Source organism: Synechococcus sp. A10-1-5-9, assembly GCF_047716785.1.
Classification (GTDB): Bacteria; Cyanobacteriota; Cyanobacteriia; order PCC-6307; family Cyanobiaceae; genus Synechococcus_C.
In genome coordinates this window covers 296,416-320,707 of the sequence record NZ_CP180406.1, presented here as the reverse complement: position 1 = coordinate 320,707, position 24,292 = coordinate 296,416, and the positions used below count along the sequence as shown (strand labels likewise).

At 57.6% G+C, this 24,292-nt stretch carries 27 protein-coding genes and 1 tRNA gene; 12 read left to right on the top strand and 16 right to left on the bottom strand.

Annotated elements, in window-relative coordinates:
• Positions 1-35: 35 nt before the first annotated feature.
• The 3 genes from carA to ACLM45_RS02030 form a co-directional block, all read right to left on the bottom strand.
• Entirely contained in the window at positions 36-1,178 is a 1,143-nt protein-coding gene (carA, locus tag ACLM45_RS02040; protein ID WP_415410334.1) for a glutamine-hydrolyzing carbamoyl-phosphate synthase small subunit, read from the bottom strand.
• Positions 1,179-1,215: 37 nt separating this feature from the next.
• The gene (trpD, locus tag ACLM45_RS02035) at positions 1,216-2,262 is read right to left on the bottom strand and encodes an anthranilate phosphoribosyltransferase (RefSeq protein WP_006041216.1); all 1,047 of its coding nucleotides are present in this window, start codon (positions 2,260-2,262) and stop codon (positions 1,216-1,218) included.
• Positions 2,263-2,412: 150 nt separating this feature from the next.
• Positions 2,413-2,742, bottom strand: a complete 330-nt coding sequence (locus tag ACLM45_RS02030) for a DUF3288 family protein (RefSeq protein ID WP_038004898.1) — start codon at positions 2,740-2,742, stop codon at positions 2,413-2,415.
• Between the two features lie 60 nt (positions 2,743-2,802).
• Here ACLM45_RS02030 and ACLM45_RS02025 point away from each other — a divergent pair, with 60 nt between their 5' ends.
• From ACLM45_RS02025 to ACLM45_RS02000, 6 genes are all read left to right on the top strand, one after another.
• The gene (locus tag ACLM45_RS02025) at positions 2,803-4,554 is read left to right on the top strand and encodes an ABC transporter ATP-binding protein (protein WP_006041214.1); all 1,752 of its coding nucleotides are present in this window, start codon (positions 2,803-2,805) and stop codon (positions 4,552-4,554) included.
• Positions 4,555-4,626: 72 nt separating this feature from the next.
• Complete coding sequence (locus tag ACLM45_RS02020) at positions 4,627-4,884, top strand: hypothetical protein (RefSeq protein WP_006041213.1); 258 nt, start codon at positions 4,627-4,629, stop codon at positions 4,882-4,884.
• 24 nt (positions 4,885-4,908) lie between these two features.
• Entirely contained in the window at positions 4,909-5,631 is a 723-nt protein-coding gene (gene msrA, locus ACLM45_RS02015) for a peptide-methionine (S)-S-oxide reductase MsrA (protein ID WP_006041212.1), read from the top strand.
• On the top strand, positions 5,628-5,807 hold the full coding sequence (locus ACLM45_RS02010; protein WP_006041211.1) for a hypothetical protein: 180 nt from the start codon (positions 5,628-5,630) through the stop codon (positions 5,805-5,807). Before msrA ends, ACLM45_RS02010 begins: the two co-directional genes overlap by 4 nt.
• Before the next feature lie 13 nt (positions 5,808-5,820).
• Complete coding sequence (locus ACLM45_RS02005) at positions 5,821-6,168, top strand: hypothetical protein (protein WP_006041210.1); 348 nt, start codon at positions 5,821-5,823, stop codon at positions 6,166-6,168.
• A gap of 14 nt (positions 6,169-6,182) precedes the next feature.
• A tRNA-Pro gene (locus ACLM45_RS02000) sits at positions 6,183-6,256 on the top strand.
• Between the two features lie 213 nt (positions 6,257-6,469).
• On the opposite strand, the gene ACLM45_RS01995 is transcribed toward ACLM45_RS02000, so the two are convergent.
• From ACLM45_RS01995 to ACLM45_RS01975, 5 genes are all read right to left on the bottom strand, one after another.
• A complete protein-coding gene (locus ACLM45_RS01995; protein ID WP_415410333.1) occupies positions 6,470-6,793 on the bottom strand; it encodes a hypothetical protein in 324 nt (107 codons plus the stop codon).
• Between the two features lie 99 nt (positions 6,794-6,892).
• A complete protein-coding gene (locus ACLM45_RS01990; RefSeq protein WP_415410332.1) occupies positions 6,893-7,525 on the bottom strand; it encodes a Crp/Fnr family transcriptional regulator in 633 nt (210 codons plus the stop codon).
• 171 nt (positions 7,526-7,696) lie between these two features.
• Positions 7,697-8,677, bottom strand: coding sequence for a phosphate ABC transporter substrate-binding protein PstS (gene pstS, locus ACLM45_RS01985; RefSeq protein WP_415410331.1), 981 nt, complete (start codon positions 8,675-8,677; stop codon positions 7,697-7,699).
• Positions 8,678-8,768: 91 nt separating this feature from the next.
• Positions 8,769-9,074: a hypothetical protein gene (locus ACLM45_RS01980; RefSeq protein ID WP_415410330.1), complete on the bottom strand. Its 306-nt coding sequence runs from the start codon at positions 9,072-9,074 to the stop codon at positions 8,769-8,771.
• 71 nt (positions 9,075-9,145) lie between these two features.
• The gene (locus ACLM45_RS01975; protein WP_415410329.1) at positions 9,146-9,964 is read right to left on the bottom strand and encodes a 3'-5' exonuclease; all 819 of its coding nucleotides are present in this window, start codon (positions 9,962-9,964) and stop codon (positions 9,146-9,148) included.
• An 83-nt stretch (positions 9,965-10,047) separates the two neighbouring features.
• On the opposite strand from ACLM45_RS01975, the gene ACLM45_RS01970 reads away from it, so the two are divergent.
• Together ACLM45_RS01970 and ACLM45_RS01965 are read left to right on the top strand one after the other, a co-directional pair.
• Complete coding sequence (locus tag ACLM45_RS01970) at positions 10,048-10,506, top strand: peroxiredoxin (RefSeq protein ID WP_006041204.1); 459 nt, start codon at positions 10,048-10,050, stop codon at positions 10,504-10,506.
• Positions 10,503-11,228, top strand: coding sequence for a DUF1350 family protein (locus ACLM45_RS01965; protein ID WP_415410328.1), 726 nt, complete (start codon positions 10,503-10,505; stop codon positions 11,226-11,228). The genes ACLM45_RS01970 and ACLM45_RS01965 overlap by 4 nt, the downstream gene beginning before the upstream one ends.
• 2 nt (positions 11,229-11,230) lie before the next feature.
• Here ACLM45_RS01965 and acs read toward each other — a convergent pair whose 3' ends face one another.
• Positions 11,231-13,201, bottom strand: a complete 1,971-nt coding sequence (gene acs / locus ACLM45_RS01960) for an acetate--CoA ligase (RefSeq protein WP_006041202.1) — start codon at positions 13,199-13,201, stop codon at positions 11,231-11,233.
• 151 nt (positions 13,202-13,352) lie between these two features.
• Here acs and ACLM45_RS01955 point away from each other — a divergent pair, with 151 nt between their 5' ends.
• Positions 13,353-14,045, top strand: coding sequence for an HAD family hydrolase (locus ACLM45_RS01955; RefSeq protein WP_415410327.1), 693 nt, complete (start codon positions 13,353-13,355; stop codon positions 14,043-14,045).
• On the opposite strand, the gene sds is transcribed toward ACLM45_RS01955, so the two are convergent.
• Genes sds through ACLM45_RS01930 form a run of 5 tightly spaced genes read right to left on the bottom strand, consistent with a single transcriptional unit; the run spans position 14,039 to position 18,534 of the window.
• Positions 14,039-15,010 (bottom strand): solanesyl diphosphate synthase, encoded by a 972-nt coding sequence (gene sds / locus ACLM45_RS01950; RefSeq protein WP_006041200.1) that lies wholly within the window; start codon positions 15,008-15,010, stop codon positions 14,039-14,041. The two genes, ACLM45_RS01955 and sds, sit on opposite strands and share 7 nt — an antisense overlap.
• Before the next feature lie 22 nt (positions 15,011-15,032).
• Positions 15,033-15,839, bottom strand: coding sequence for a glutamate racemase (gene murI, locus ACLM45_RS01945; RefSeq protein WP_415410326.1), 807 nt, complete (start codon positions 15,837-15,839; stop codon positions 15,033-15,035).
• Positions 15,836-16,927 (bottom strand): N-acetylmuramoyl-L-alanine amidase, encoded by a 1,092-nt coding sequence (locus ACLM45_RS01940; RefSeq protein WP_006041197.1) that lies wholly within the window; start codon positions 16,925-16,927, stop codon positions 15,836-15,838. Before ACLM45_RS01940 ends, murI begins: the two co-directional genes overlap by 4 nt.
• A gap of 8 nt (positions 16,928-16,935) precedes the next feature.
• On the bottom strand, positions 16,936-17,757 hold the full coding sequence (locus tag ACLM45_RS01935) for a carbon-nitrogen hydrolase family protein (RefSeq protein ID WP_415410325.1): 822 nt from the start codon (positions 17,755-17,757) through the stop codon (positions 16,936-16,938).
• A 36-nt stretch (positions 17,758-17,793) separates the two neighbouring features.
• A complete protein-coding gene (locus tag ACLM45_RS01930; protein ID WP_415410324.1) occupies positions 17,794-18,534 on the bottom strand; it encodes a 2-phosphosulfolactate phosphatase family protein in 741 nt (246 codons plus the stop codon).
• Between the two features lie 64 nt (positions 18,535-18,598).
• Between ACLM45_RS01930 and ACLM45_RS01925 the strand changes: the two genes are divergently transcribed.
• On the top strand, positions 18,599-20,158 hold the full coding sequence (locus ACLM45_RS01925; protein ID WP_006041193.1) for a UbiD family decarboxylase: 1,560 nt from the start codon (positions 18,599-18,601) through the stop codon (positions 20,156-20,158).
• Here ACLM45_RS01925 and ACLM45_RS01920 read toward each other — a convergent pair.
• Positions 20,133-21,134 (bottom strand): extracellular solute-binding protein, encoded by a 1,002-nt coding sequence (locus ACLM45_RS01920; RefSeq protein ID WP_415410322.1) that lies wholly within the window; start codon positions 21,132-21,134, stop codon positions 20,133-20,135. The genes ACLM45_RS01925 and ACLM45_RS01920 overlap by 26 nt on opposite strands.
• Positions 21,135-21,234: 100 nt before the next feature.
• Here ACLM45_RS01920 and ACLM45_RS01915 point away from each other — a divergent pair, with 100 nt between their 5' ends.
• Together ACLM45_RS01915 and ACLM45_RS01910 are read left to right on the top strand one after the other, a co-directional pair.
• On the top strand, positions 21,235-21,894 hold the full coding sequence (locus ACLM45_RS01915; protein ID WP_415410321.1) for a Fe2+-dependent dioxygenase: 660 nt from the start codon (positions 21,235-21,237) through the stop codon (positions 21,892-21,894).
• A gap of 48 nt (positions 21,895-21,942) precedes the next feature.
• Complete coding sequence (locus ACLM45_RS01910; RefSeq protein WP_415410320.1) at positions 21,943-22,182, top strand: hypothetical protein; 240 nt, start codon at positions 21,943-21,945, stop codon at positions 22,180-22,182.
• A 108-nt stretch (positions 22,183-22,290) separates the two neighbouring features.
• On the opposite strand, the gene ACLM45_RS01905 is transcribed toward ACLM45_RS01910, so the two are convergent.
• Positions 22,291-23,919, bottom strand: a complete 1,629-nt coding sequence (locus tag ACLM45_RS01905; protein WP_415410319.1) for an iron uptake porin — start codon at positions 23,917-23,919, stop codon at positions 22,291-22,293.
• Between the last annotated feature and the right edge of the window lie 373 nt (positions 23,920-24,292).

The following is a 24,292-nucleotide window of genomic DNA, read 5'->3' as shown; positions in this document are numbered from 1 at the left end:
GAAGTGTAGGGATCAACACCGGAACAGACCACGGTTCAGCGGCGATCCGACATCAGTGTCACGAATCGGGAAAAATGATGATCCGCATCATGGGGTCCAGGACTGGCTTCTGGGTGGTACTGAACACTGAAGACCGGCTGATGACGATGGGCAATCGCCGCAACTGTGCGGTCGTTGAGATTCAGATGAGTGATCTCCACCTTGTCCTGGGGAAGGCTTGAGGCATCCAGAGCGAAGCCATGGTTCTGGCTGGTGATCTCCACCTGACCGGATGTACCGCAGGGATGGTTGAGTCCGCGATGGCCGTACCCGAGCTTGAACGTCTCACCACCGAGCGCCAAGCCGAGAATCTGATGACCGAGGCAGATTCCAAACAAAGGCAGGGCTTGATGCTCAAGAAGGCCACGGGCCAGATCGATGCCATGGGTCACGGCCGCGGGGTCACCAGGCCCGTTGGACAGGAAGACCCCCTCCGGCTCATGGGCGAGCACGGTGTTCAAATCCACCGAGGCCGGGACCACCGTGACAGCGCAACCATGACTCACAAGGCGGTCGAGGATGGCCCGTTTGATCCCGAAATCAATCGCCACGACGCGATAAGGCCGTTCAGATCGGCTGGATTGCAGACGACGGTCGAACGCAACGCTGCAGGGCTTTTCCCAGGTGTAGGGGGTCTGCGTTGTCACCCGATCAGCAAGATTGAGCCCCTCCATTGAAGGTGCAGCACGAAGCTCCTCCCTCAGATCGGCTGGAGAACGTCCGGAGGAACTGATGATTCCATTCATCGCTCCTGTTTCACGCAAGTGGCGCACCAAGGCACGCGTGTCGATCCCCTGAATACCAACGACACCTTGCTGTTCCAGCCAGGCCTGCAGGCTCTGAGTGGATCGCCAGCTGCTGGAGACCGGAGAGAGCTGACGGGCGATCAACCCACGCACGTGGGCATGGTCTGCCTCCTGATCGTGATCATTCACACCGGTGTTGCCCAGCTCGGGATAGGTGAATGTGACCAGCTGACCGGAATAGCTGGGATCCGTCATCACTTCCTGATAACCGGTCATCCCCGTGTTGAAGACCACCTCACCCACGGCACTGCCGACCGCTCCACAGGCCAGACCTTGAAACACGGTTCCATCAGCGAGCATCAGCATCGCCGGGTTCCCGGATGAGGCTGTCATCATTGTTGAACCGATCCCTTCAGCAAGTCGGACACGTTCATTCTTCCTTGGCGGGGGTCAGGGCATCGCGAAGTTGTTCAAGACGACGCCAAGGGGAGCCCTGGGCAAGGGCATCGAGAGCCTGCTGGGCAGCGCGGCTGAGATCGGACTCAACACCCGCGACCCAGAGCACAAGCGCCGCATTGAACGCCACCACCTCATTCTGGGCCTGACTGCCGCGTCCCTTTAGCAGTTCCTCAAGAATGGTCTGATTGCAGAGCAGATCACCACCACGCAGGTCGTCGAGCGGTGTCTGCTGCAGACCCAAATCCTCTGGAGCAATCCATTCGGAGCGCACATGGCCGTTTTCCAGAATGCGCACAGGATTGGGACCGGCCAGGGAGGCTTCGTCCAAACCACCGGATCCGTGAACCACCACAGCCCGGTCCTGCCCCAACGAACGCAGAGCCTCAGCCATCGGGTCAAGCAGGTCATCGGTCGCAACGCCGAGCACCTGGCCATCGGGCCGCAGGGGATTCACGAGAGGACCAAGCAGGTTGAAAACCGTTCGCACTCCGAGGCTCTTGCGCAGAGGAGCGAGATTCACCAGTGCGGGATGCCAGGCAGGTGCGAACAAAAAGGTCACCCCGGTGGCTGGCAAGGCCTTCACCACTTGGTCAGCAGGAGCCTTGAGATGAAGACCCAACCCTTCGAGAACATCGGCAGAACCGACCTTGCCGCTGGCACTTCGGTTTCCGTGTTTCGCCACCGTGGCTCCGCAGGCTGCAGCTGTGAACGCCACGGCCGTGGAAATGTTGAAGGTGTCAGCACCATCGCCTCCGGTGCCGCAGGTATCGACCATGCGCAGGGATGGTCTGTCACAGGGAAGAGGACTGGCCTGGCGCAGCACGGCCGCCATGGCTCCCAGTTCGGTTCCGTCCACCCCCCTAGAGCGAAAGGCTGCGAGGAAGGCGCCGGTCTGAACGGGTGTCAGTGCTTCGGCAAGCCAGGCCTCCATCAACTCTGTCGCTTCGGCATGACCAAACACACCGCCGTCAAGCAGATGATCCAGGCGCTTGGACCAGGGATTAGGCAAAGAAACCATGAGGCAGAGCCTTCAAAACTTCAAACGATGAGCAGTGAACAGAAAAAAACCCGGGTGCAAAAGCACGCCGGGCCGGATGATGGGGATGTTTCTACTATTACTCAGGATTGAATTTGTGACCAGTTCTGCTGGCGTCTGCTCGTCGCAGCTTCACGGGCTGTCGGATTGCTGAGCATCGAATCCGGATCCCACATCCTCTGCACCCGATTGACCAGGACGGAAGCCTGAGGACCAGAGTTTGCGAGCTCGGCTGTTGAGTTCATCACGAGTGATCGCCCAGAAGGTCAGGACCCGATCGAGATCGTTGCGAAGGGAAGCGGCGCCTGGAAACATCTCGTACCGCGTGAAAAGCCGAGCCAAATCTGTGATGTCTTGAGGACCAGGGCGTTCACAGGCCAGGAGGCGATCCACCGTGTCGCGATCAATTGCTTCCAGAGGATGGTTCTGATCATCGGAATCGGAATTGGACACACCTGGCATGCGGATCGCTGCAGCCTGCCTCATGCCACTGCCTAAGTTGTTGCTTGTTCAGGATCTCCGATGGCCGCCTTCCGCCTCGATCTGATCGGCCGCTATCTGAAACCCCACCGTCGAACGGTGATTCTGGGTGCCATCGCGCTGGTGGTGGTGAACATTCTCAGTGTCACCATCCCACTGGAGGTACGTCGCGTGGTTGACGACCTTCAGAGCGACTTTGCGCTGTCGGATGTGCTGACCCAGGCCGGCTGGATCGTTCTGCTGGCGAGCTCGATGGCCGTGGTGCGGCTGTACTCCCGACAACTCGTCTTCGGGGTGGGAAGGCAGGTGGAAGTGGAGCTGCGCCAGAAGCTCTTTGACCAGATGTTGCAACAGGAGCCCGGTTGGGTTCAGAAGACCGGCAGCGGTGAGGTCATCAGCAGGGCCACCAGTGATGTGGAGAACGTTCGCCGGCTGCTTGGTTTCGCAGTGCTCAGCCTTACAAACACAGCCCTGGCGTATGCCTTCACCTTGCCGGCGATGCTGGCGATCGACCCGGGGCTCACCGTTGCTGCCATTGCTCTTTACCCCGTGATGCTGGGGTCCGTTCGTCTTTTCGGGCGGCGGATGATGCATCAGCAGCGACGACAGCAGGAGGCCCTGGCTGGACTGAGCGAACTGATTCAGGAGGACCTTTCGGGCATCGCCGCCATCAAGATCTACAACCAGGAGGATCAGGAACTGGATGCATTCAGTTCCAGGAATCGTCGCTATCGAGATTCCGCCATCCAACTGGCCAAAACTCGCAGCACATTGTTTCCTCTGCTCGAGGGGATTTCCTCGATGTCCCTCCTCCTGCTTCTGGCTCTCGGCAGTGGCCAGCTGCAACAGGGCACCCTGTCAATCGGAGGACTCGTGGCGCTGATCCTTTACGTGGAAAGGCTCGTGTTCCCGACCGCTCTGCTGGGCTTCACCTTGAACACCTTTCAGACGGGTCAGGTGAGTCTGGAACGAGTGGAGGAACTGCTGTCGCGCAGACCCCTGATCCGCGACAGTCGCCATCCCATCACTCTTCAACAACCAGTGCGTGGCGAACTTGAGGCCCGCAACCTGCACATTCGTTACGAGGACAGCGCAAAGGACACGTTGAACGGACTCAGCTTCAGCATCAGCGCAGGAGAACTCGTGGCTGTCGTAGGGCCAGTTGGATGTGGCAAGACCACCCTGGCGAGAGCTCTGGGCCGAATGGTGGATGTGCCGGCAGGAGAACTTTTTCTCGATGGCCAGGACGTGACCAGGCTTCGCCTCGACGATCTACGCGCTCAGATCGCTCTGGTTCCCCAGGAGGGCTATCTTTTCACGAACACGTTGGCGGATAATCTCCGCTACGGGGACCCTCAGGCGTCCTTGGACAGGGTGGAATCCGCTGCAGAACAGGCGCGATTACTCGGTGATGTGAAGGGTTTCCCTGACGGCATGAATACGCTCGTCGGCGAACGGGGAATCACTCTCAGCGGCGGCCAGCGTCAGCGCACGGCCCTCGGCCGGGCCTTGCTGATGCGATGTCCTGTTCTGGTGCTGGATGACGCCCTGGCCAGCGTGGACAACAACACGGCCGCAGAGATCCTCACGTCGGTGCGACGTCAGACCCAGCGAACCGTGGTGATGATCAGCCACCAGCTCTCTGCCGCTGCCGCGTGCGATCGCATCCTCGTGCTGGAGGAGGGCCGTCTCGTTCAGGAAGGTCATCACAACCAATTGATCAAGGAACAAGGCCTCTACCGCAGTCTCTGGGAGAGGGAACAGGCCGAAGAACGACTGGAATCGGTGGCCTGACGCAAAGCTTGCGCAATGAACGGCGGACAAAGCTCCCGACCTCGGCTTAGCTGAGTTCACTGCCCTGGAATCATGACGTCAGGCACCGAAACCCCATTTCACGTTCGCTGTACCCTCACGTTTGGTGATATCTACGGCCAAATCCTGGCCTGGATGGCTGTGATCTTTGTGAGCCTCGCCTCAGGCTTAGCGCTCATGGGGTCGTCCAGACCGCTCTTTGCCTTGGTGGGTGTGGGGCTGATTCTCGTTCTAAGCCTTCCATTCCTGCTCTTCGCCTTTGTCACGACCCTGTTGAATCACATCCGCCTGGATCCAGGGACAACGACCTAATTTGGAACCTGAAACGTCGTTGCCATGCTCCCCAACTGGTTGACAGGTTCCACAGGGACTCGTGAGCAGGGCGACGGAGTTGAGCGCCACGTCGTGCTTGGGTCGCCGCTTAAAGCTCCTCTGATGGAGGATCAGGAAGAGATCATTTTCGGTTGTGGCTGTTTCTGGGGCGCCGAAAAAGGGTTCTGGAGACTTCCTGGTGTGATTTCAACCTCCGTTGGATACGCAGGCGGAGAGACGGATCATCCGAGCTATGACCAGGTTTGCAGCGGACGCACAGGACATACAGAAGTGGTGCGCGTGGTGTGGAGCTCACCCGCCATCGATGTGAGTGATCTGCTCAAGCTGTTCTGGGAATGTCATGACCCAACCCAGGGAGATCGCCAGGGCAATGACTGCGGCAGCCAGTACCGATCAGCGATCTACACCACGAATGCCCGACAGATCGAACGGGTCCAGGCAAGCCGAGAGTGGTATCAGAACGCTCTGTCGGCGGCAGGCCGCGGTGCAATCACCACGGAGATCGCCGCAGATCGCCCTTACTATTTCGCCGAGTCTTATCACCAGCAGTACCTGGCAAGGCCAGGCAGCAGGCCCTACTGCTCAGCAATGCCGACAGGCGTGACTCTGGGGGCCTTTGAAGGCGCCGAGTACCGATTACCAGCGAAGGTTTGGACGCATTACGACTGGTCGATCAGCCACTGCGTGCTGCGTGGAGACAACAGTCCAATCAACCTGAACCCGTGAACAGATCCCTTCCGGACCGCTGGGTGATCGCCATCTTGGCCGCAACGATGCTCATGGTGTTCGCCCTGGCGTTTTCGCTCCGAGCACCGTCCACGGACAGGCAGCCCTTCCTCTGGCGGGACCCTGGTCCTGGGCTCGATCGCAGTCCTAACCAGACTGGAACCCTCGCGCTCTGACGACTGAAGTCCTGTGTCTAAGCCTCCCAAACCAACAGAGAGGAGACGCCTCCATCCGCTCCCGAAGGGACTGGTTGAGCTCTACGGACTGATTGCCGTGCTGGTGGTGCTGATCCCGGAATGGATCGCTGACGGCACGATCAACCTGGGGGGACGGGGAGCAAGAGCTCCCCTACCGATGACCTCACGAGCCTGGAGAACCTTGCCGGAATTGCAGCTCGCCTCGATGTCGCTACGGGAGCTGCGTCAACTCTCCCGAGAATTGCGCATCTGGGGGTACACGGGCGAATCAAGAGACAAGCTCAGCGCCCGTCTTCTCGCCCGCATCCGTAGGAGGATCAAAGCCGTGGATGCCTTGTGATAACTTGAATCTGACGGGGCGTAGCGCAGCTTGGTAGCGCACCACTTTGGGGTAGTGGGGGTCGTGGGTTCAAATCCCGCCGCTCCGATTTCACCGTCGAGTTGAAAGCATCGAATCCCTCTGAGGAGGGATTTTTTTATGCTCAAGCGTGGGCCATCCACCTGCAAGCGGGCATCACGCAACCGACGTTGATTGGAGACGTGCGCGGGATTGGCTTTGAGTTCAGTGTGCTGACGTTTCCCTTGACCGGCAGGCATGGCCAAGAACACCCCTCCATCGGTGAACTGGATCACTCCTTGCATCACATCAAACAGGCGAGCATTGGCTGTGATCGTGACCAGTGGCTGAAGAGACGCATAGAGATGCCGACTGACAAAGGGTCGGCTGCTGGCATGACCCCTATGTGATGGGACCGGATCATGGCCGCGATGCAAGGCAATGGGCATTGCGCTCCCGCAGCGGCCCCTGCCGACGCACCCTGCGCAGGAGCAAAAGCGGCAAGCACAGTGACAAGCCAGGGATAATCCCACCCCCTGGCAGCGGAATCAATCAACTGCACCCCGAAGAGTGCAAAGACAGAGGAGAACACCAATCCAGCCAACCAGTCAGTAGCCCTGCTCTGCATGAAGCAGCAACATCAGCAGTGGGAAAGAAGGTCCAGCCACAAACTTGAGCGATCAAATCCGTTCCAGCTAAACCGCTAAGCACTGACAAGCGCGTTGACTTATTTCTTGGGAAGGTGGGTAATCACAAGATGACGCTGGGAATCAATCTTCAGCCAACCCTCATCCTTGAGAAGGCCGATCACTCGGGTCACCGTCACGCGCGTGGTGCTTAAAGCGCTCGCCATCTCCTGATGGGTTAAACGAAGATTCAGGCGCAATCCTTCATCACAGGGCTGACCATAATCCTGGGCAAGCAGTTCCAGAAAGCCCCGAACCCGTTCCTCCACGCGACGCAAACCGAGAAGTGAGAGGAGATATTCAGATTGGCGGTATCGCAGAACAACAGCATCAAGCAGTGCCCTAGCCAACTCCGCCGATTCATGCACCTCTGCAAGGGTCACGCAAAGGAGATCACAATCCGTGAGGGTGACGGCTTCATAGGCCTCCACGGTGCTCAGAGGCTCACCAAACGGCTCATTGGGACCAGCCAGTCCGAGCAAAAGCTCGTCGCCATGAACAGAAACAGCACCCAACTTCACCATGCCTCTCACCACAAGCCAAAGGCTGTTTTTCAGCAGAGGCACCACGCTTCCAGAGGAGAGATGCACAAGGTTGCGCTTCTGAAAACTGTTTTCTAAAAGCTCACGGAAACCTTCTCGACGGCTGGAAACGGACTGAGGAGAAGAGACCATTGTTGAAGCTCTCGATACAACGAAGTGTATGGAGCACAACATCCCTAGCAGGCAAAGGGATGGGGATCAGCGCTTTAAGACTCTCCTAAAAAATCAGAAAGATAAAGGAAACATAAAAAGGAGGGGTTGCCCCCTCCTCGTTCATGCGATCAGTGAAGTTGATTCAGAGAATCAATTACCGATCTTGTTCACAGCAGCCTTGGCCTTGCTGAGGATGCCGCCTTTCAGGGGAACGAAACCGAGGCTGGGAGCCTGGTCCTGAGCCTTGTTGCTCAGCATGAAGTTGAAGGCTTCCTTGATGGCAGCGGTGTTCTTGCCGTTGCCGGTCTTGTAAGCCAGCACCCAGGTGAGGGTGGCGATGGGGTAAGCGCCCTTGGCGGTGGGGTTGGGGTTCTTGCCAGCCAGGTTGGAATCCAGCTTGATGCCGTTCAGTGCAGTGGCACCGGCCTTCACAGAAGGCTTGAGGAATTCACCGGACTTGTTCTGCAGGGCTGCAGCCACAACCTTGCCCTTGATGTAGGACTGGTTGACGTAACCGATGGCGCCAACTTTGTTCTGAATGGTGCCAGCGACGCCGGAGTTGCCCTTGGCACCAACAGCGTTCTTACCGGGCCACTTGACGGACTTACCGGTGCCCAGAGTCCACTCGGAGGAGAAGGCCTGCATGGAGTTGGTGAAGGCCTTGGTGGTGCCGGAACCGTCAGAACGGTGCACCCAGGTGATGTTGCCGGGAGCACAGCCAAGCTGCTTCCAATCGGTGATCTTGCCGATCGCCACCTGAACTGCCTGCTTCTGGGTCAGCTTGAGGTTGCAACCAGGCTTGTTGTAACCGAAAGCGATGGTGCCACCCACCATGGGGATCTGCACAACACCACGCTTCACCTTGGCCATGTCCTTGGGCTTCATCGGATCGTCAGAAGCGCCGAAGTTCACGGTCTGGTCGATGAAAGCCTTACGACCGGAACCGGATCCAACCGCCTGATAGTTGACCTGAGGACCACCGGCCTTGGCCAGCTCAGCGAACCAGCGCTGATAGATCTTGGCGGGGAATGATGCACCTGCACCGTTCAGACGATCAGCGGCGGATGCGGAAACGCCGGCTCCGAGAGCCAGCAAAGAGGAAATAATGAGAGCCTTCTTGGCGAAGCTCATGAGAAGCCTGGGAGAAATCGGCGTCCTAGGAGTAGCTAACCAATACGGATTTGGTCGTTAGCAGTAGGTTAAGGGTGATCGCAAAGCCTGTTCAGGGCCGACGAGACTCATCTTTGTTCCAAGACGAGCTGCAAGAACGCGAACGGGTTGCACCCGTTTCAAAGGGGAGACGGGTCGAAACGCTGTAGCGGGTCAGCCAACGGTTCACCCGACTGCGCTGACACGAGGGAACTTCGTTCAGGAGCTGGGAAAGTTCCAAGGCTCCTAATCGTTTGAGCTCCCGTACATCAACATGCCAAAGACTTTCAGCTTCTCGAATCAGACGCGCCCAAGTTCGAACCTGCTGCCAGCGCTGCAGGCGTAAACGAACAGATTGGCGATGCGTCGACGATTTCATGCCATCAGGGTGGCCGAGGCAGCGCAACCATCGGTCAAAAAACCCGTGAGACTTCGGACTGCTGAAGCAAATCAGGATGCCCGTGGCAACGCAGCGTCCACCGGCACCACGGTGAAGGGAAGCTCCCGCTCCTCCCGCTCCGAAAGCCGCCGGGCCCAGGCCCCCTTGACGGGTTCATTCCAGCGGAACCCTGCTTCGCGGGCGAGATGGCGTTGGTCGTAGGACACCTGGGCACGCACAAGTCGACGCGGTTCCAAGGCATGGGTGATCAGCTCCTCCAGGTCGTCGCAGCGCTGAAACACCTCAGCCAGATAAATGCAATCCGTGAGAGCCCGATGCGCTGACCACACAGGAATTCCGTAGGCCAGGGCCAGGTCAATCACCGAAGGCCTGGCTTTCAGATTGCGCGCTTCAGGCCAACGGATGTCTTCAAGGGTGCAAAGCCAGGGACGCTTCGCCTCTGGCAAAGCACCGCGACCGAACCACTGGCGATCAAAGGCTGCGTTGTGAGCCACCAGATAATCCGCGCTCATCATCATTCGCTCAAACCAAGCAAGCCCATCACCCCAAGGCTGCTCAACGCGGCTGACCTCAGCTGGGATTCGATTGATCGACTCAGCAGGATTGCTGTCGACAGGCAACAGACATGACATCTGCGCCAGCACCTGACGATGGGGGACGGAAAACAGAATCGCTCCAAGTTCAAGGCACTGATCACGATCGGCATCGAGCCCTGTCGTTTCCGTATCAACAATCAGCAAACGGGACGGTTGCACGTCTGGAGAGGGTTCAGTGATGGACGGCTGCTCGATTGGTCGCGAAGCAGAGGAAGGTGATTGAAAACCCTGCAGCAGATCCAATTGACCGGACTCCAGAGCACTGTCAGTCATGGGAAGGGGCCGTGAGATCTCAGCGGATCCATTCTCTCGTCATCAACCCCAGCTTCCTAGGGTGAATCGAGCGCTGAACACCCATGGCTCTGCAGACCGGCGATGTGGCCCCGAGCTTTGCTCTCGAAGACCAAGACGGTCAGATGCGCCGGCTGGATGACGTGAAGGATCGGATTCTTGTGCTGTTCTTCTATCCGAAGGACGACACTCCAGGCTGTACAGCGGAAGCCTGCACGTTCCGGGATCACCACGCCAATCTCACGGCACTGGGAGCAGAAGTCTGGGGAGTGAGCGGGGATGACGCAGTGAGCCACAGGCGTTTCGCTGAACGCTACCAATTGCCGTATCCGCTTTTGAGCGACAAGACTGGAAGCCTGAAAAGGTCATTTGGTGTGCCCAAAACCTTCGGACTCCTCCCCGCAAGGGTGACCTACGTGATTGATCAGAAGGGCGTGATCAAACTCGTTTTCAACAACCTCCTCGATGGACCAGCCCATGTGAAGGAGGCGGAGTCGGTTGTGCGCACTCTGGCCGCAGGGTGAACCGTTGGCAGCGTCGTGAACAGTGTTGGTGTCTGTGGCCGAAGGACTCCGTTCGAGGTCTCGTGGACTTCATTGGTGGCAGTTATCTCGCCACCAGTCCCCAGATCAGCTACCGACGCCTCCTGGAATGGTTGGCGGATGAGGGCTATGCCATTCACGCCTGGAGTTACGTTCCGGGATTCGACCACCAGCTCCAGGCCCGCGAAGGCTGGCAGCAACTGAGGCAGTGCCGCCGGCTCCTAGAGGAGCGGCTGAACAGACCGATCACGCCGATGCGGCTGGGTCACAGTCTCGGTTGCAAACTCCATCTCCTGGCTCCGGATGATGGGCGCGGCTGCAGTGGTCTGGCAGCACTCAGTTTCAACAACTTCACAGCCGAACGGTCCATTCCCCTGCTCGGGACCCTCGCTCCAAAACTCGGTGTGGTCACCGAGTTCAGCCCAGGGCCTGTAGAAACGCTCAACATGATCGAGCGTTTCTACAGGCAGGACCGCAATCTGGTCGTGCGTTTCGGAGACGATGCCCTCGATCAAAGTGACGATCTGATTCAGGCACTCCAGCGCAGACCTGGAGACCAAAGCCGCTTTGTGCAGACCACAGGCGACCACCTCACCCCAGCGAGTGCGGGACTGCGGCAGGGACTTCTCGGCGGCTGGGCTGATGACCAAGGCCGCAGTCGACGCATCCGCCGCTTAGTCGACCTTCTGCTTACCTGGGCCTGAAATCAGGCCCGCAAACGATCCAGCACGGAGCGATCTTCCAGGGTGCTGGTGTCACCTGTCACATCCTCTCCGGCAGCCAGTGCCCTGAGAATCCGGCGCATGATCTTGCCGCTGCGCGTTTTAGGAAGGGCATCGCTGCAGCGGATTTCATCAGGGCGAGCGATCGGACCGATTTCGGTGCCCACATGAGCCCGCAACTCAGCGATCAGGGCGTCATTGGATTCGCGATCGGCCTCAAGGGTGACGAACGCCACGATGCCCTCGCCTTTCAGCTCATCAGGACGACCGACCACAGCGGCCTCCGCCACCGCAGGGTGACTGACCAGGGCTGATTCGATTTCCATGGTGCCAAGGCGATGGCCAGACACGTTGATGACATCGTCCACGCGTCCCATCACCCAGAAGTAACCATCCGCATCCCGTCGAGCACCATCACCGGCGAAGTAGATGTAGCTGCCATCCTCAGGACGGATGTACTCCCAATAGCTCTGGCGGAAGCGCTCCGGATTGCCATGCACCGTTCGCATCATCCCCGGCCAGGGACGACGCACGACCAGATATCCCCCTTCATTGGCCCCCACACTGTTGCCATCGGCGTCCACCACATCGGCCTCGATCCCGGGCAGCGGCAGGGTGGCTGAACCCGGCTTGGTGGGTGTGGCCCCAGGGAGCGGGCTGATCATCACGCCGCCTGTTTCGGTCTGCCACCAGGTGTCGATGATCGGGCAGCGACCACCACCAATCACATCTTGATACCAGATCCAGGCTTCGGGATTGATGGGTTCGCCAACGGTTCCGAGCAGTCGCAAGCTACTCATATCGAACTGGTCAGGCACGGTCCGGCCGTTCTTCATGAAGGCCCGGATCGCGGTGGGAGCGGTGTAGAAAATCGTCACCCTGTGCTTCTGGATCAACTCCCAGAAAGCCCCAGGGTTGGAAGGTCGTGGCGCTCCCTCATACATCACGGTGGTGGCCCCATTCGACAGCGGGCCATACACGATGTAGCTGTGACCGGTGATCCAGCCCACATCCGCTGTGCACCAGAACACGTCGTCATCACGGAGATCAAAGATCCACTGAAACGTGAGATGAGCCCAGAGGTTGTAACCCGCCGTGGTGTGCACCACACCTTTGGGTTTGCCGGTGGATCCAGAGGTGTAAAGCACGAAGAGCCGGTCTTCACTCTCCATGGGCTCAGCCGGGCAGTCGCTGGACTGACCATCCACCAGCTCATGCCACCACTGATCACGGCCCTGCACCATGTCCACCGGCTGCTCGGTGCGCTGCACCACCAGCACGGAGGTCACCGATGGACAGGCACCATCGGCGAGAGCAGCATCGACGGCAGGTTTCAGAGAAACGGGCTTGTCCTTGCGAAAGCCGCCGTCGGCGGTGATCACAGCTTTGGCCTCACCATCGATCAACCGGTCCCGAAGCGCTTCTGCAGAGAAGCCTCCGAACACCACTGAATGGGGAGCACCGACTCGGGCGCAGGCCAGCATGGCGATGGCCGCTTCCGGAACCATCGGCATGTAGAGGGCCACCAGATCCCCCTTGCCAATGCCCATGGACTTCAGCGCATTGGCTGCCTTGCACACCTCGGCATGCAGTTCTCTGTAAGTGAAACGGCGGACATCGCCCGGTTCCCCTTCCCAGATCAGAGCCGTCTTGTCGGCCGTTTCACCGTGAAGATGCCGGTCAAGACAATTGTGGGAGAGGTTGGTGGTGCCTCCCTGGAACCAGCGAGCGAAGGGAGGGTTGGTCCAGTCGAGCACCTGCTCAAACGGCGTGAACCAATCGAGTTCCTGGCGAGCCGCATTGCCCCAGAACGTTTCCGGATCGTTCCTGGCTGCATCGGCCATGGCTTGGTAGGCATCCATGCCACCAATCCGTGCTGACTGAGTGAGCTCTATGGGCGGAGCAAAAACGCGCTGTTCCTTGAGCACGCTTTCGATCGTGGAACCTTCGCTCATCGCCAGCAGCCGCTTGCAGTGTCACCGCAAGGTTATCCAGCGTGCAGCTCCAGAGACAGCGGGTCGTTGCCAAGCGTTGCCAGGTTCTTCTTTCCGTCACTGAATCCCGGAGGCATGGCCTGCAGAATGCTTTGAGGGGGTAAGGGGCACCATGCCAGAGCCGGGGTCCACTCGCGTTCGAACAGTCAGACCTGAGGCATTTCTCTTCGATCTGGACGGCGTCCTCTTGGACACCGAACCTCTGCATGCCATCGCCTGGCGCCAGGCGGCGACGCACTTCGGAACCGATCTCACTGATGGGCAGCTTGCGCTACTGCAGGGCAAGCGCCGGCTGGAGAATTCCCGGCAGGTCTGTTCATGGATCAGTCAACCCATCACTCCAGAGGAGTTGCTCGCGGTGCGTCAACCGATTGCCGCCGACCTGATGGCCTCAGCCCGGGCGATGCCGGGAGCCGAATCCCTCGTGCGGTACATCCACTCCTTGAATCTGCCGATGGCCCTGGTCACCAGCAGTGAGCGAACTTCGATGCAACACAAAATCGGTCACCATTCCTGGGTGAATCTGTTGCAGGTCCAAGTGTGTGGAGACGACAGCGCCCTGAAGGCTGGAAAACCAGCTCCTGATCCTTACAAGCTGGGAGCCTCAAAACTGAATGTGAACCCTCAGGATTGCTGGGCAATCGAAGATTCCGATGCCGGATGCCAATCAGCGGCAGAAGCCGGTTGCAACGTCTGGCGACTGATGCAACCCGTTGAATTCGCGAGGCCGTACAGCCATCAAGCAGTGATCACTATCAAGGCACTCTCCGAATTGGAAACCCAATTACGACGATCCGTTCAGTAGAGACGACTCAACACGAAATCTGGCAGCTCCAGCAATGCCGAACGGGAAGGTGATTCAGGAAGCCAGCTCAGAGCCTCACGGGACTCCTGAGCGAAGCGTTCAGCAAGCTGACGGGTTCGAGCGATCGCATCGGATTGGCGCACAATCCGAAGGGCTTCATCGAGATCACCTTCGTTGCTGAATTCCCTTTCAATCAGCACACCTAAGGAAGGATTCTCTTCAAGCGCATACAGCGCTGGAGCGGTGAGATAACCGCTGGACAAATCACTGGCAGCAGGCTTGCCGAGCTGTTGATCACTTCCTGTGAAATCAAGAATGTCGTCAACCACCTGAAAGGCCAAGCCCAGTTGCCTGCCGTAGTGATACAAGGATTCCAACTGAGGCTCGGTACACCCACTGAGAACTCCGGCCGCCCTGGCACTGTTGGCAATCAGGGAGGCTGTTTTGCAGTAGCTCTTTTCGAGATAGGTCTCAAAGGTCTGACCCGTGTCATAGCGGAACAGCCCCTGCTTCACCTCTCCATCAGCCAGATCCATGATCACTCGGCTGAGAAGTTTCACCACATCGAGGTTGTCCAGATTGGCCAAGTGCCAGCTGGCCTGTGCGAACAGAAAGTCGCCAGCAAGGACAGCGACGCGATGGTTGAAACGGCTATGGACCGTTTCCACACCTCGGCGGGTCCCAGCCTCATCCACCACATCATCGTGAACCAAGGATGCGGTGTGGATCATTTCAGTGATCTCTGCCAGACGCCGATGCCTGGGGGAGAGCTCACCTTCTGGAGATAAGCCTCGTGACACAAGCAGAACAATTCCTGGCCTCAGCCGTTTGCCACCGGCACTGAACAGATGCTCGGCAGCTGCCTGCAAAATCGGGTGCCCTGCACCGATCAGGCTGCGAAGATCGCTGAGCAGGATCTCAAGATCCGCCTCGACCGGCTGCAACAACTCGGTGACGGTGGCCATGGGTCCTCTCGGTGCCGGGATCCTAGAAGGCATCGACCGGCGACTGCAGAGCAATTTGTTCGACCCGGGGGCGTTGCCCTAGCCAGGGAGTCGCACGGTCGGCGAATCCCTGCGGATCGGAAGTCACATAGATATGGGTAGCCCCCAGAGCTAGCGGCTGATCGAGTCCACCCGGCAGCGGCTGCCCAAGGAGAACGTCAAGCTGGCTGGCAACACCGAGAGCCGGATCGATCAGCCGGATCGACTCCGGCAAGAGGTTTGAGAGGAGAGGAAGAAGCAGCGGGTAATGGGTGCAACCGAGCACGATCGATTGCACGGATGCCTCCAGGAGAGGCTGGAGGTAGCGGATCGCTGCTCTGTACAGCTCGTCGCAGTTCAGGTCCCCTGCCTCAATGAGGGGCACAAAGTCCGGACAAGCCTGCTGCACCACAAGCGTTCCAGGGTGAAGAGCTTCGATGCTGTCTCGATAGGCCCCGGATGCAACGGTCGCTGGAGTGGCCAGCACACCCACCCGCGACTCCCGCACCATGGCGGCAGCGGCTCCGATCAGGCCGACCACTGGAACCCCAGCCTGACCCTCAGCCACATCACGGGCAAGAGCATTGGTGGTGTTGCAAGCCATCACCACTGTGGTCACCTTCTGGTGACGAAGCCAAGCGACCACTTCGGAGGCAATGACTCGGATCTCGGATGGAGAACGGCTGCCGTAGGGCACCCGGGCCGTGTCTCCGAGATAAATCGTGGGGACTGCGCCATGACGCTCAAGCACACGCCGCAGCACCGTCAGCCCCCCCAGGCCGCTGTCGAACAAACCGAGACGGATGGTCAACGAACCCCTTGCAGATACTCAAGAATGCCTGCTGCGATGGCAAGCGCCAGCCTGCGGCGATGCGATGCCGTAGCCAGACGGGGTGAGTCGATGTTTCCGGTCACGAATCCCGTTTCCACCAGCGCCGCGGGCATGGTGGTTCGTCGGATCACGAAGAACCGGCCGCGACGGACACCTCGGTTTGGGCTGCCTGGCGACACATTGAGCACCTGCTGCTGGATATGAGCCGCAAGACGCGCCGATCGGGGATCAGAGAAGTAGAAAGTCTCGATGCCATTCACATCCGGGCGCGACATGCTGATGGCGTTGGCATGAATGCTGACGAACGCCGTGGCGCCGATGCGATTCGCGAGTGAGACGCGTGGTGGCAGGTCCACATCCACTTCCGCCGTGCGCGTCAGGGTCACTTGGACACCTTTGGCTTCCAGAAGGCGGGCAACCTGCAAGGAGATATCGAGAACGATCTCAGCCTCACGAATTCCGTTGATACCGACCGCACCGGGATCAGGCCCTCCATGCCCTGGATCCACCACAACCCTGTACCGGCCTCTGGCCACTTCAGGCAGGCCTGCAGCATTGACCGGAGTCTGCGTCGGCCGGATACGTACGCCTCCCCATCGCCCAGTGCTGGCGCGGTTGAGATCTCCCTCACCGATCGCCCGCAGACCTTGGGTGGGAAGTCCCTCGAACATCAGCTTCCATCGGTCCGGCGCCGTCCCCACCAACCGCAGATTTCCCGGGTCGAGCGTCACCCCCTGCTGAAACTCGATCACCAACCTGGTAGCGCCAGGCGTTGGCTTGCCAAGGCGGATTTCACGCACAGGCCCCGAACCAAGAATCCGCCTGGGACGACTGAGCTCACCAGGAAAATCAATCCAAACCCGAGGGCCCTGACGGCGATCACCAGCCTCAAAGAACGCGTCCAGACGCGCCCCGGTGGCCGTGCGCAGCTGCAGGACACCATCTCTGCCAAGGGACCATGCCGCTAGGGCACTGGCCGCCCTTGCGGGTAATCCCATCAACCATCCTGTCGACTGCAAAGCAGCGGCGATCAGCAAGGCACTGAAACGGAGAGGCAGCCGTGGCATGAGCAAGCTCAGAACACCGTGGATCGGCGGTGTTGCAGACAGGGCATCTGACTGCGAATACGGGCGAGGTGATCCAGATCGACAGGAGCGACGGCAGCCCCCTGGGACACCCCGGCATCTGCCAGAACGGTTCCCCAAGGATCGATCACCATGGAATGACCATGACTGAAACGACGTCCGACATCGCTCCCCGTCTGAGCCGGAGCCAACACGTAAGCCGTGTTCTCGATCGCGCGGGCCTGAAGCAGCACCTGCCAGTGATCTTTACCCGTGAAAGCCGTAAAGGCAGCTGGAATCATCAGCAACTCGGCGCCAGCGCCGACGAGATGGCGATACAGCTCAGGGAAGCGCACGTCGTAGCAGATGGACACCCCCACCCGACACAGTCCAGGAACATCCACGACTGGAGGCGGTGAGGAACCCGGCATGAAACTGCTGGATTCCCGGTAGGAACTCCCGTCAGGAAGATCCACATCAAACAGGTGGATTTTGTCGTAACTGGCCAGGACCTGACCATCCCGTCCCACCAGCTGAGCTCTCTGCCAGGTGTGAGCACCATCTCCCACCGGAACAGGAAATCCCCCGCCGAGAATCACCACCTGGTAGCGACGCGCCATGGTGATCAGAAACTGGGACGCCTGATCGGCGAGTGCCGGTGCGATCGCCAGACGCTGGTCGGGTTCACCGATGAAGGCGAAATTCTCAGGAAGTCCGATCAGTTCGGCGCCCCGACGGGCCGCCAGATCAATCTGTTCCTCAGCAGCACTGAAGTTGGTCTCTGGATCGGAAGTGCTGGTGAGTTGCACGGCAGCCGCCAGAAAATCACTCACAGATAGGGATGCGATCGAAGCAAATGGTATGGCTGTTCAGACCCGGATGGCCTTCAAGACCCCTGGTTCGGTCTGGGTTGGCACAACATTCAGCTGATCCAGAGCGGCGCAGCAACTGAAATCGGCGTCGTGATTTCCCAGCCGCGTCAGGCGCTGCCCATGGGACGCGATACGCAGACAGGCCTCAGGGTCGTGCTTCCACTGCAACCAGAGGGCGAGGGCGGCCTGCATTTCATCGTTGGATATCTCTGCACCAGAAGCCGCCAACTGCTCGGCCAGCGCTCCTGCCGCCAGGGAATCCTCAAGGGAATACGTGCCCTCCCAACCACTGCCCACCATCCACACCCGCTCCGGCTTGTCCCGAAGGAGTCGCTGAGCCACAGCGTCTCGGTTGGGGAGAGCCACCGTCATCACTACAGAAACCTCGCGCACGCGTTGCAGAGCACGCGTGCCATTGGTGGTGCTCATGAACAGACGTTTTCCCTGCACCACCTCAGGAGTCACGGCCACAGGAGAATTACCGAGATCAAATCCCTCGAGCATGCGACCACCCCGCTCTCCAAGAAGCAAGCGGGATTGCTCCGGCCAGTTTTGTGACTGAAGGCGCAGCTGATCCAGATCAGCGAAGGCCTGAACCGCCTCGGCCCCGTTGTGAAGAGCCCAGGCGATGGTGGTGGTGGCGCGCAGCACATCGATCACCACAGCTGCATCGGGCCCATCCGGTGTGCCGATGGCATCGGGAACATCAGCAGCCACTTGGAAATAGGAAACCTGCATGGCCACGCTCTTGATCCGCGTGCGTCACAGTACCGAGACCACCCACCAATGAGGTGTCGTCTTCATGGCTCTGTTCCGACCAGGCCCCGGCACCCGGGATCTGCGTTCCTTCATTCAACTCTTGGAGGAGCGTGGACAACTGAAGCGGATCCAGGCCCCCGTTGATCCCGATCTTGAACTGGCCGCCATCGCCGATCGCGTTCTGGCCAGTGGCGGACCAGCACTTCTTTTCGAGAACGTCATCGGCTCCTCCATGCCGGTGGCCGTGAATTTGCTCGGAACGGTGGAACGGGTGGTGTGGAGCATGGGCCTGGAGCGGCCGGAGCAACTGGAAGACCTTGGAGAACGGCTGGCCCTGCTGCAACAGCCGCGTCCCCCCAAAGGTCTCGGGGAAACCAAGAAGTTCGCGAGGGTGTTCTGGGATCTGGTGAAGGCGCGCCCCGATCGGGATCTGCTGCCTCCCTGCCGGCAGGAAATCTTCAAGGGTGATGAGGTGGATCTGGGCCAGATCCCACTGATCAGGCCCTGGCCAGGTGACGCCGGTGGCGTGATCACCCTTGGACTTGTGATCACCAAGGACCCGGAAACCGGGGTTCCGAATGTGGGGGTCTATCGACTGCAAAGACAATCGGTGAACACCATGACGGTGCACTGGCTGAGCGTGCGCGGTGGTGCGCGCCACCTGCGCAAGGCAGCGGCCATGGGCAAAAAACTCGAGGTAGCCGTGGCCATCGGCGTCCATCCTCTGCTGGTGATGGCAGCAGCCACGCCGATTCCCGTGCAACTGAGCGAGTGGCTGTTTGCGGGGATTTACGCCGGCGAAGGGGTGCGGCTCTCACCCTGCAAGACCCTGGATCTGCAGGTCCCCAGCCACAGCGAAGTGGTGCTGGAGGGAACGATCACCCCCGGAGAGGTGCTGCCCGATGGCCCCTTCGGCGATCACATGGGGTTCTACGGCGGCGTCGAAGACTCACCACTGGTGCGCTTCCACTGCATGACCCAGCGCCGCGATCCGATCTTTCTCACAACGTTCAGCGGCCGGCCACCGAAGGAGGAAGCGATGCTGGCCATCGCTCTCAACAGGATCTATACGCCGATCCTGAGGCAGCAAATTCCTGAAATCAAGGATTTCTTCCTGCCCATGGAAGCGCTCAGCTACAAGCTGGCGGTGATCTCGATCGACAAGGCCTATCCAGGGCAAGCAAAGCGTGCGGCCATGGCCTTCTGGAGTGCACTGCCCCAGTTCACCTACACCAAATTTGTTGTGGTGATCGACAGCCATCTGAACGTGCGCGATCCCAGGCAGGTGGTGTGGGCCATCGCCGCTCAGGTGGATCCCCAACGCGATCTGTTCGTGCTCGAGAACACGCCGTTTGACACCCTTGATTTCGCCAGCGAGCAACTGGGTTTAGGTGGACGGATGGCCATCGATGCCACCACCAAGATCGGCCCTGAGAAAAACCATGAGTGGGGGAAGCCCCTGAGCAGACCCGACGATCTCGAACAACGGGTGACAGAAAGGTTGGAAGAACTCGGTTTGGACGACATCGGTAACGAGGACCCGAATCCTGAGTTATTCGGCTATTTGTTGGATCAACTTATTTCCAACCGGACTGAGTCATAAGCTGTATTGCCAGTGGAATGAAAGCACTCAGTTGAGAAATGCTAACGCTATCGGGCGTAAAGTTAGTCATGCCCTTCAGATAAACCGAAGATCCGATTCCTCGGAGAGGAAATTCATACGTCGGCCCGGCAAATTTGGCACTGCCTTTCGGGGATGTTAGGAATTCAATTAGCTGAATCGCTTCCATTCTATTTTTAGCGAAACGCGAAACTGCAGCCGCGCTGATGTTCACGTGGGCAGGCTTGGGCATCACGATCGACACCTTGCGAGCCAGCTGCTGATCTTTGGATCCATTCACTCCCGATAACATGCGGGCCAGATAATAATGATTGACAACACCCACACCACACTTACCTTGAGCAACAGCACGAATAAGGCCAATATCACCAGTAAAGTAAGGCTGTGTGACGTTCGCTGTCACCCCACTCAACCAAACCTTGGTTGAAACCTCACCCTTCAGGACAAGTTGGTCGGCGACCAAAGATTGATTGTAAACATTTCTGCGATTCCTGAGGCAAAGTTTACCCTTCAAATCTGGGGATGCCAGCTGCGCATAGGTCTGCACCCTGGCCGGATTGACCAACTGTGGATTAACGAGAATCGCACGAACTCTTCGAGTCAAGCCGAACCAGCGATTAGCTGGATCTCGATAACGGGAAGGAACATTTGATTTGAGTACGGTCGATGATATGGGCTGAAATAAACCAGCTGTTGCAGCATTGTTGATGCGAGCAGCGTCCACAAGGATGATCACGTCTGCATTTGTATTGGACTTTTCACGCTTGAGCCGTTCAACAAGCGAGATCCCCGATGCCTCAATCAAACGAACATTGATACCCGTTTGCTCAGAAAAGTCCTTATAACTCTGCCTGTCTGCATTGTAATGACGCCCAGAATAAACACGAACTTCCCGAGCATGAACCGAGAACTGCGTAAAGGTGATTGATGCAAAAAGAGCGGCAGCAATACACTTCATAGAACAAAAAAACCTGCACTATCGTGACATCGTCACAACCATACATGGCATACAAAAGATACGCACCAAATGATCATTTGATACCAATCCTTGCTGGACAATGAACCATCTCAAACTTACACTTCTTTCACGGAAGCAATGCGGATCAATCATCAGCCTTCTCAATCAAGCAGAATGGGTCGATGGTCGTACAACGGCGGGGGCTCAAGCAAGCAGGGGAAAGATCAATCAACAAGTTGAGCAAAGATCCCCTCAGCTCATCGAAATACAAAACATCGTCCAAGCAGCAATGTGGAATCAACCAGCCATTAAAAGCTTCTGCTTGCCTCGAAAACTTCATCGTTTTCAAATCAGCAAAACAAGCAAAGGTGGAGGTTACGAAAGCCATGTCGATAACGCCTACATGAGCAACGGGAGAAGCGATCTCTCCTTCACGGTCTGTCTTTCCGATCCCAAGAGCTTCGAAGGAGGAAGCCTGGAAATTGACAGCATCAGCGATTCAACCGAATGGAAGCTGCTGCAGGGTGAGATCGTGATTTACCCCAGCACGACATTACATCGGGTCAATACGGTCACCAGCGGTGAAAGAATTGTTTGCGTTGGCTGGATCGAAAGTTACATTAAAAGCGAGACTGATCGAGTTACGTTGTTTCAACTCGACAGTGGTGCTCGTGGGCTGCTAGCCAAACACGGACGAAGTGATGAGTTAGATCAAGTTTTTCTCGCATATACCAATTTACTGAGGTCACTAGGAACATAAGAAGTCACCTCCAACCCTAGAATAATTAATTCAAACCAAAGTTGAAACATGAACCGCTCCACAACACTATCCATTTTCCTAGCGAGTACCGCCGTACTCAGCAGTACATTGACAACTCCTACCAGTCTTGCTGACACCGGGGCCATTGGTGGAGGCCTCACAGAATGGAACACCGATCAGAATCTTGATGCCGAGGCAGTGAAGGATGCTGATGCTCAACGGGCAGCAGACAAAGCAGATGAAGAGGATATTTGCATTCCGATCGGAGAAGGCGAGAATTGCTGGTAATTCGATGAACCACGCTCAATCAAAAAAAATGGAGTTCAACTATTTTTTGCACACGAGAAACCCCCTTTAAACAAGGGGGCTATGAAAACAAATGCAAGAACCTACCGATCAGAACTTAAAGGAGGTCTTCACCAGATAGCCAAAGGTTCCAAAAGACTCAGCACCAGTGCCACCATAGGTGTCATTGGCACCTGTCAGTTCACCAAAGGGACGTGAAACATAAAAGGCAGCCGGAGTCACAGAGATGTTGTCTGTCACCTGGAACTGATAGAACAGTTCCATCGCGTAGTTGCCATCATCGGGAGTGCCGCTGACGCGAGCCGTTTCAAACTGAGGCTGGCCAATAGCAAAGCCGAGCAAGTTGCCTTTTACGAAGGCATCCTTCCAACCGAGACCCACCATCCAATCTTGTGATGTCTCTTTTTTAGGAATTTCGAATTCCGTCAGGTCGTAGTCGTTGCTGTTGAAAGAAGTCAGGCCCCAACCGGCACTGATGCTGGGAATCCAGCCCGATGTCTCAGGTTGCCACCAAGCACGCAAAGCAACTGCACTAGCATCTTTGAAACCGCGGGAGAATGAGGAATCACCACCACCAACAACGGTGGTCGAAGCACCAAGAGGAGTACCGAAGCCAACCGTTGCTCCGTTCTGGATGTATGCGTAGGCTGCCGAAAGAGACCACTGTGGCCCCCCATAACCAACCTGAGCCAAAAACTTTCCTCTAGAATTATCTGTACCAATACCCCCCTCTTGTGGGTCCGAATTATTGCCGCCTTTCGCTGTGTAGTTCAGTGAAATACTGAACTTAGGATCTAGAGGATTGACTTTGCTGTTTGGTTTCCAGACAACACCAGCACCAGGAGCTGTCGAAGCACCATAAACACCGTAATAACCACCGAGCTTGAACTGTTTGAGAATTTGGCGATACACACTCGGAGCAGCACCAAGCATGTAATAGTTCTCAATCAGAGGACCAGCAAAAACCTTCAGATCGTCACCAACCGGGAATTGATACCAGAGCTTGTCGACCGTGAGATTGTTGGCAGTTTCTTTGGCGACATCCAACTGAGTTTGGTTGCCTGTGTATCCCTTGCCGGAGAAGGCCCCCCTGCCAAAATTACCCGCGCGTAGACGGGTGTAGAGCAGGTCCTTACCAGTAAAGCTGGTGTTGAGATTTAGGGTTGTTCGGTAGTTGAACGTGAACGCATCCTGCCCCTGATAGGCAGAACCTTTCCCCAAATCGTAACCCCCGCCGGTATAGCTAACACCTCCAGTTACGAAGTCCACTTTCCCCCTCAGTTTTGTGGTGGTGGAGAACTGAGTCGCTTCCAGTTCGCCAACGCGGGCTTCCAGACCGTCCACACGGCCCTTAAGGATGGCGAGTTCCTTCTCGAACTCCTTCATCAGGCGCTTGAGCTCGTCGGTCACTTCGGTGACGCGGTCGAGACAGGCGTTCAGCAGGGCAGCCGCTTCAAAGCGGGTCATCGCCCGGTTGCCGCGGTAGGTGCCGTTGGGGTAGCCAGCGACGCAGCCGTAGCGCTCGATCAGGTTGCTCAGAGCCTGGTACGCCCAGTCGGTGGGGTACACATCAGAGAACTGAGTGATGCTGGTGACCTGCTCGCCGGTTGCGGCGTAATCAGACACACCATTGATGTTCAGCTCAGTGGCGTTGGCGGCCACGGGAGCCAGAAGGCCCAGGGCAGCAGGTGCCACCAGAAGTTGCTGGAACAGTTTCATTCGATTCCTCACAAAAAGACACGGAGGCCTGACAAAAAATTATTGGCTTTAAAAATGAAAAATCTGTATTAGGTCACAAAGCAACCCGACAATTGAGCGAATCGAGTGAATCAAAAAATTAGACACGAGCGATCAATTGATACGACGCAGAGAACAGGCCTGTCCACACTGAACGAATGGTTACCTATCAACTAACACAAACCAATGATCAGACTTTTGCAAATCAGTCTTACAGGTCTTGTCATCACAGGCCTCGTAGCAGCCAAAGGAAAATTGGAACCAAACGATCAAGGAGAAACAATCCGTGATCCCAGGAGCGCAGCGGCCATCAAAGGGGTCGGTCAAAAGCCTCAAAACACAGACCAGCAGTTCT

Coding starts and splice junctions, on each gene's coding strand:
- carA (WP_415410334.1), bottom strand. CDS start 1,178: ATGACAGCCTCATCCGGGAACCCGGCGATGCTGATGCTCGCTGATGGA.
- trpD (WP_006041216.1), bottom strand. CDS start 2,262: ATGGTTTCTTTGCCTAATCCCTGGTCCAAGCGCCTGGATCATCTGCTT.
- ACLM45_RS02030 (WP_038004898.1), bottom strand. CDS start 2,742: ATGCCAGGTGTGTCCAATTCCGATTCCGATGATCAGAACCATCCTCTG.
- ACLM45_RS02025 (WP_006041214.1), top strand. CDS start 2,803: ATGGCCGCCTTCCGCCTCGATCTGATCGGCCGCTATCTGAAACCCCAC.
- ACLM45_RS02020 (WP_006041213.1), top strand. CDS start 4,627: ATGACGTCAGGCACCGAAACCCCATTTCACGTTCGCTGTACCCTCACG.
- msrA (WP_006041212.1), top strand. CDS start 4,909: ATGCTCCCCAACTGGTTGACAGGTTCCACAGGGACTCGTGAGCAGGGC.
- ACLM45_RS01995 (WP_415410333.1), bottom strand. CDS start 6,793: ATGCAGAGCAGGGCTACTGACTGGTTGGCTGGATTGGTGTTCTCCTCT.
- ACLM45_RS01990 (WP_415410332.1), bottom strand. CDS start 7,525: ATGGTCTCTTCTCCTCAGTCCGTTTCCAGCCGTCGAGAAGGTTTCCGT.
- pstS (WP_415410331.1), bottom strand. CDS start 8,677: ATGAGCTTCGCCAAGAAGGCTCTCATTATTTCCTCTTTGCTGGCTCTC.
- ACLM45_RS01980 (WP_415410330.1), bottom strand. CDS start 9,074: ATGAAATCGTCGACGCATCGCCAATCTGTTCGTTTACGCCTGCAGCGC.
- ACLM45_RS01975 (WP_415410329.1), bottom strand. CDS start 9,964: ATGACTGACAGTGCTCTGGAGTCCGGTCAATTGGATCTGCTGCAGGGT.
- ACLM45_RS01970 (WP_006041204.1), top strand. CDS start 10,048: ATGGCTCTGCAGACCGGCGATGTGGCCCCGAGCTTTGCTCTCGAAGAC.
- acs (WP_006041202.1), bottom strand. CDS start 13,201: ATGAGCGAAGGTTCCACGATCGAAAGCGTGCTCAAGGAACAGCGCGTT.
- ACLM45_RS01955 (WP_415410327.1), top strand. CDS start 13,353: ATGCCAGAGCCGGGGTCCACTCGCGTTCGAACAGTCAGACCTGAGGCA.
- sds (WP_006041200.1), bottom strand. CDS start 15,010: ATGGCCACCGTCACCGAGTTGTTGCAGCCGGTCGAGGCGGATCTTGAG.
- ACLM45_RS01940 (WP_006041197.1), bottom strand. CDS start 16,927: ATGCCACGGCTGCCTCTCCGTTTCAGTGCCTTGCTGATCGCCGCTGCT.
- ACLM45_RS01930 (WP_415410324.1), bottom strand. CDS start 18,534: ATGCAGGTTTCCTATTTCCAAGTGGCTGCTGATGTTCCCGATGCCATC.
- ACLM45_RS01925 (WP_006041193.1), top strand. CDS start 18,599: ATGGCTCTGTTCCGACCAGGCCCCGGCACCCGGGATCTGCGTTCCTTC.
- ACLM45_RS01920 (WP_415410322.1), bottom strand. CDS start 21,134: ATGAAGTGTATTGCTGCCGCTCTTTTTGCATCAATCACCTTTACGCAG.
- ACLM45_RS01915 (WP_415410321.1), top strand. CDS start 21,235: ATGAACCATCTCAAACTTACACTTCTTTCACGGAAGCAATGCGGATCA.
- ACLM45_RS01910 (WP_415410320.1), top strand. CDS start 21,943: ATGAACCGCTCCACAACACTATCCATTTTCCTAGCGAGTACCGCCGTA.
- ACLM45_RS01905 (WP_415410319.1), bottom strand. CDS start 23,919: ATGAAACTGTTCCAGCAACTTCTGGTGGCACCTGCTGCCCTGGGCCTT.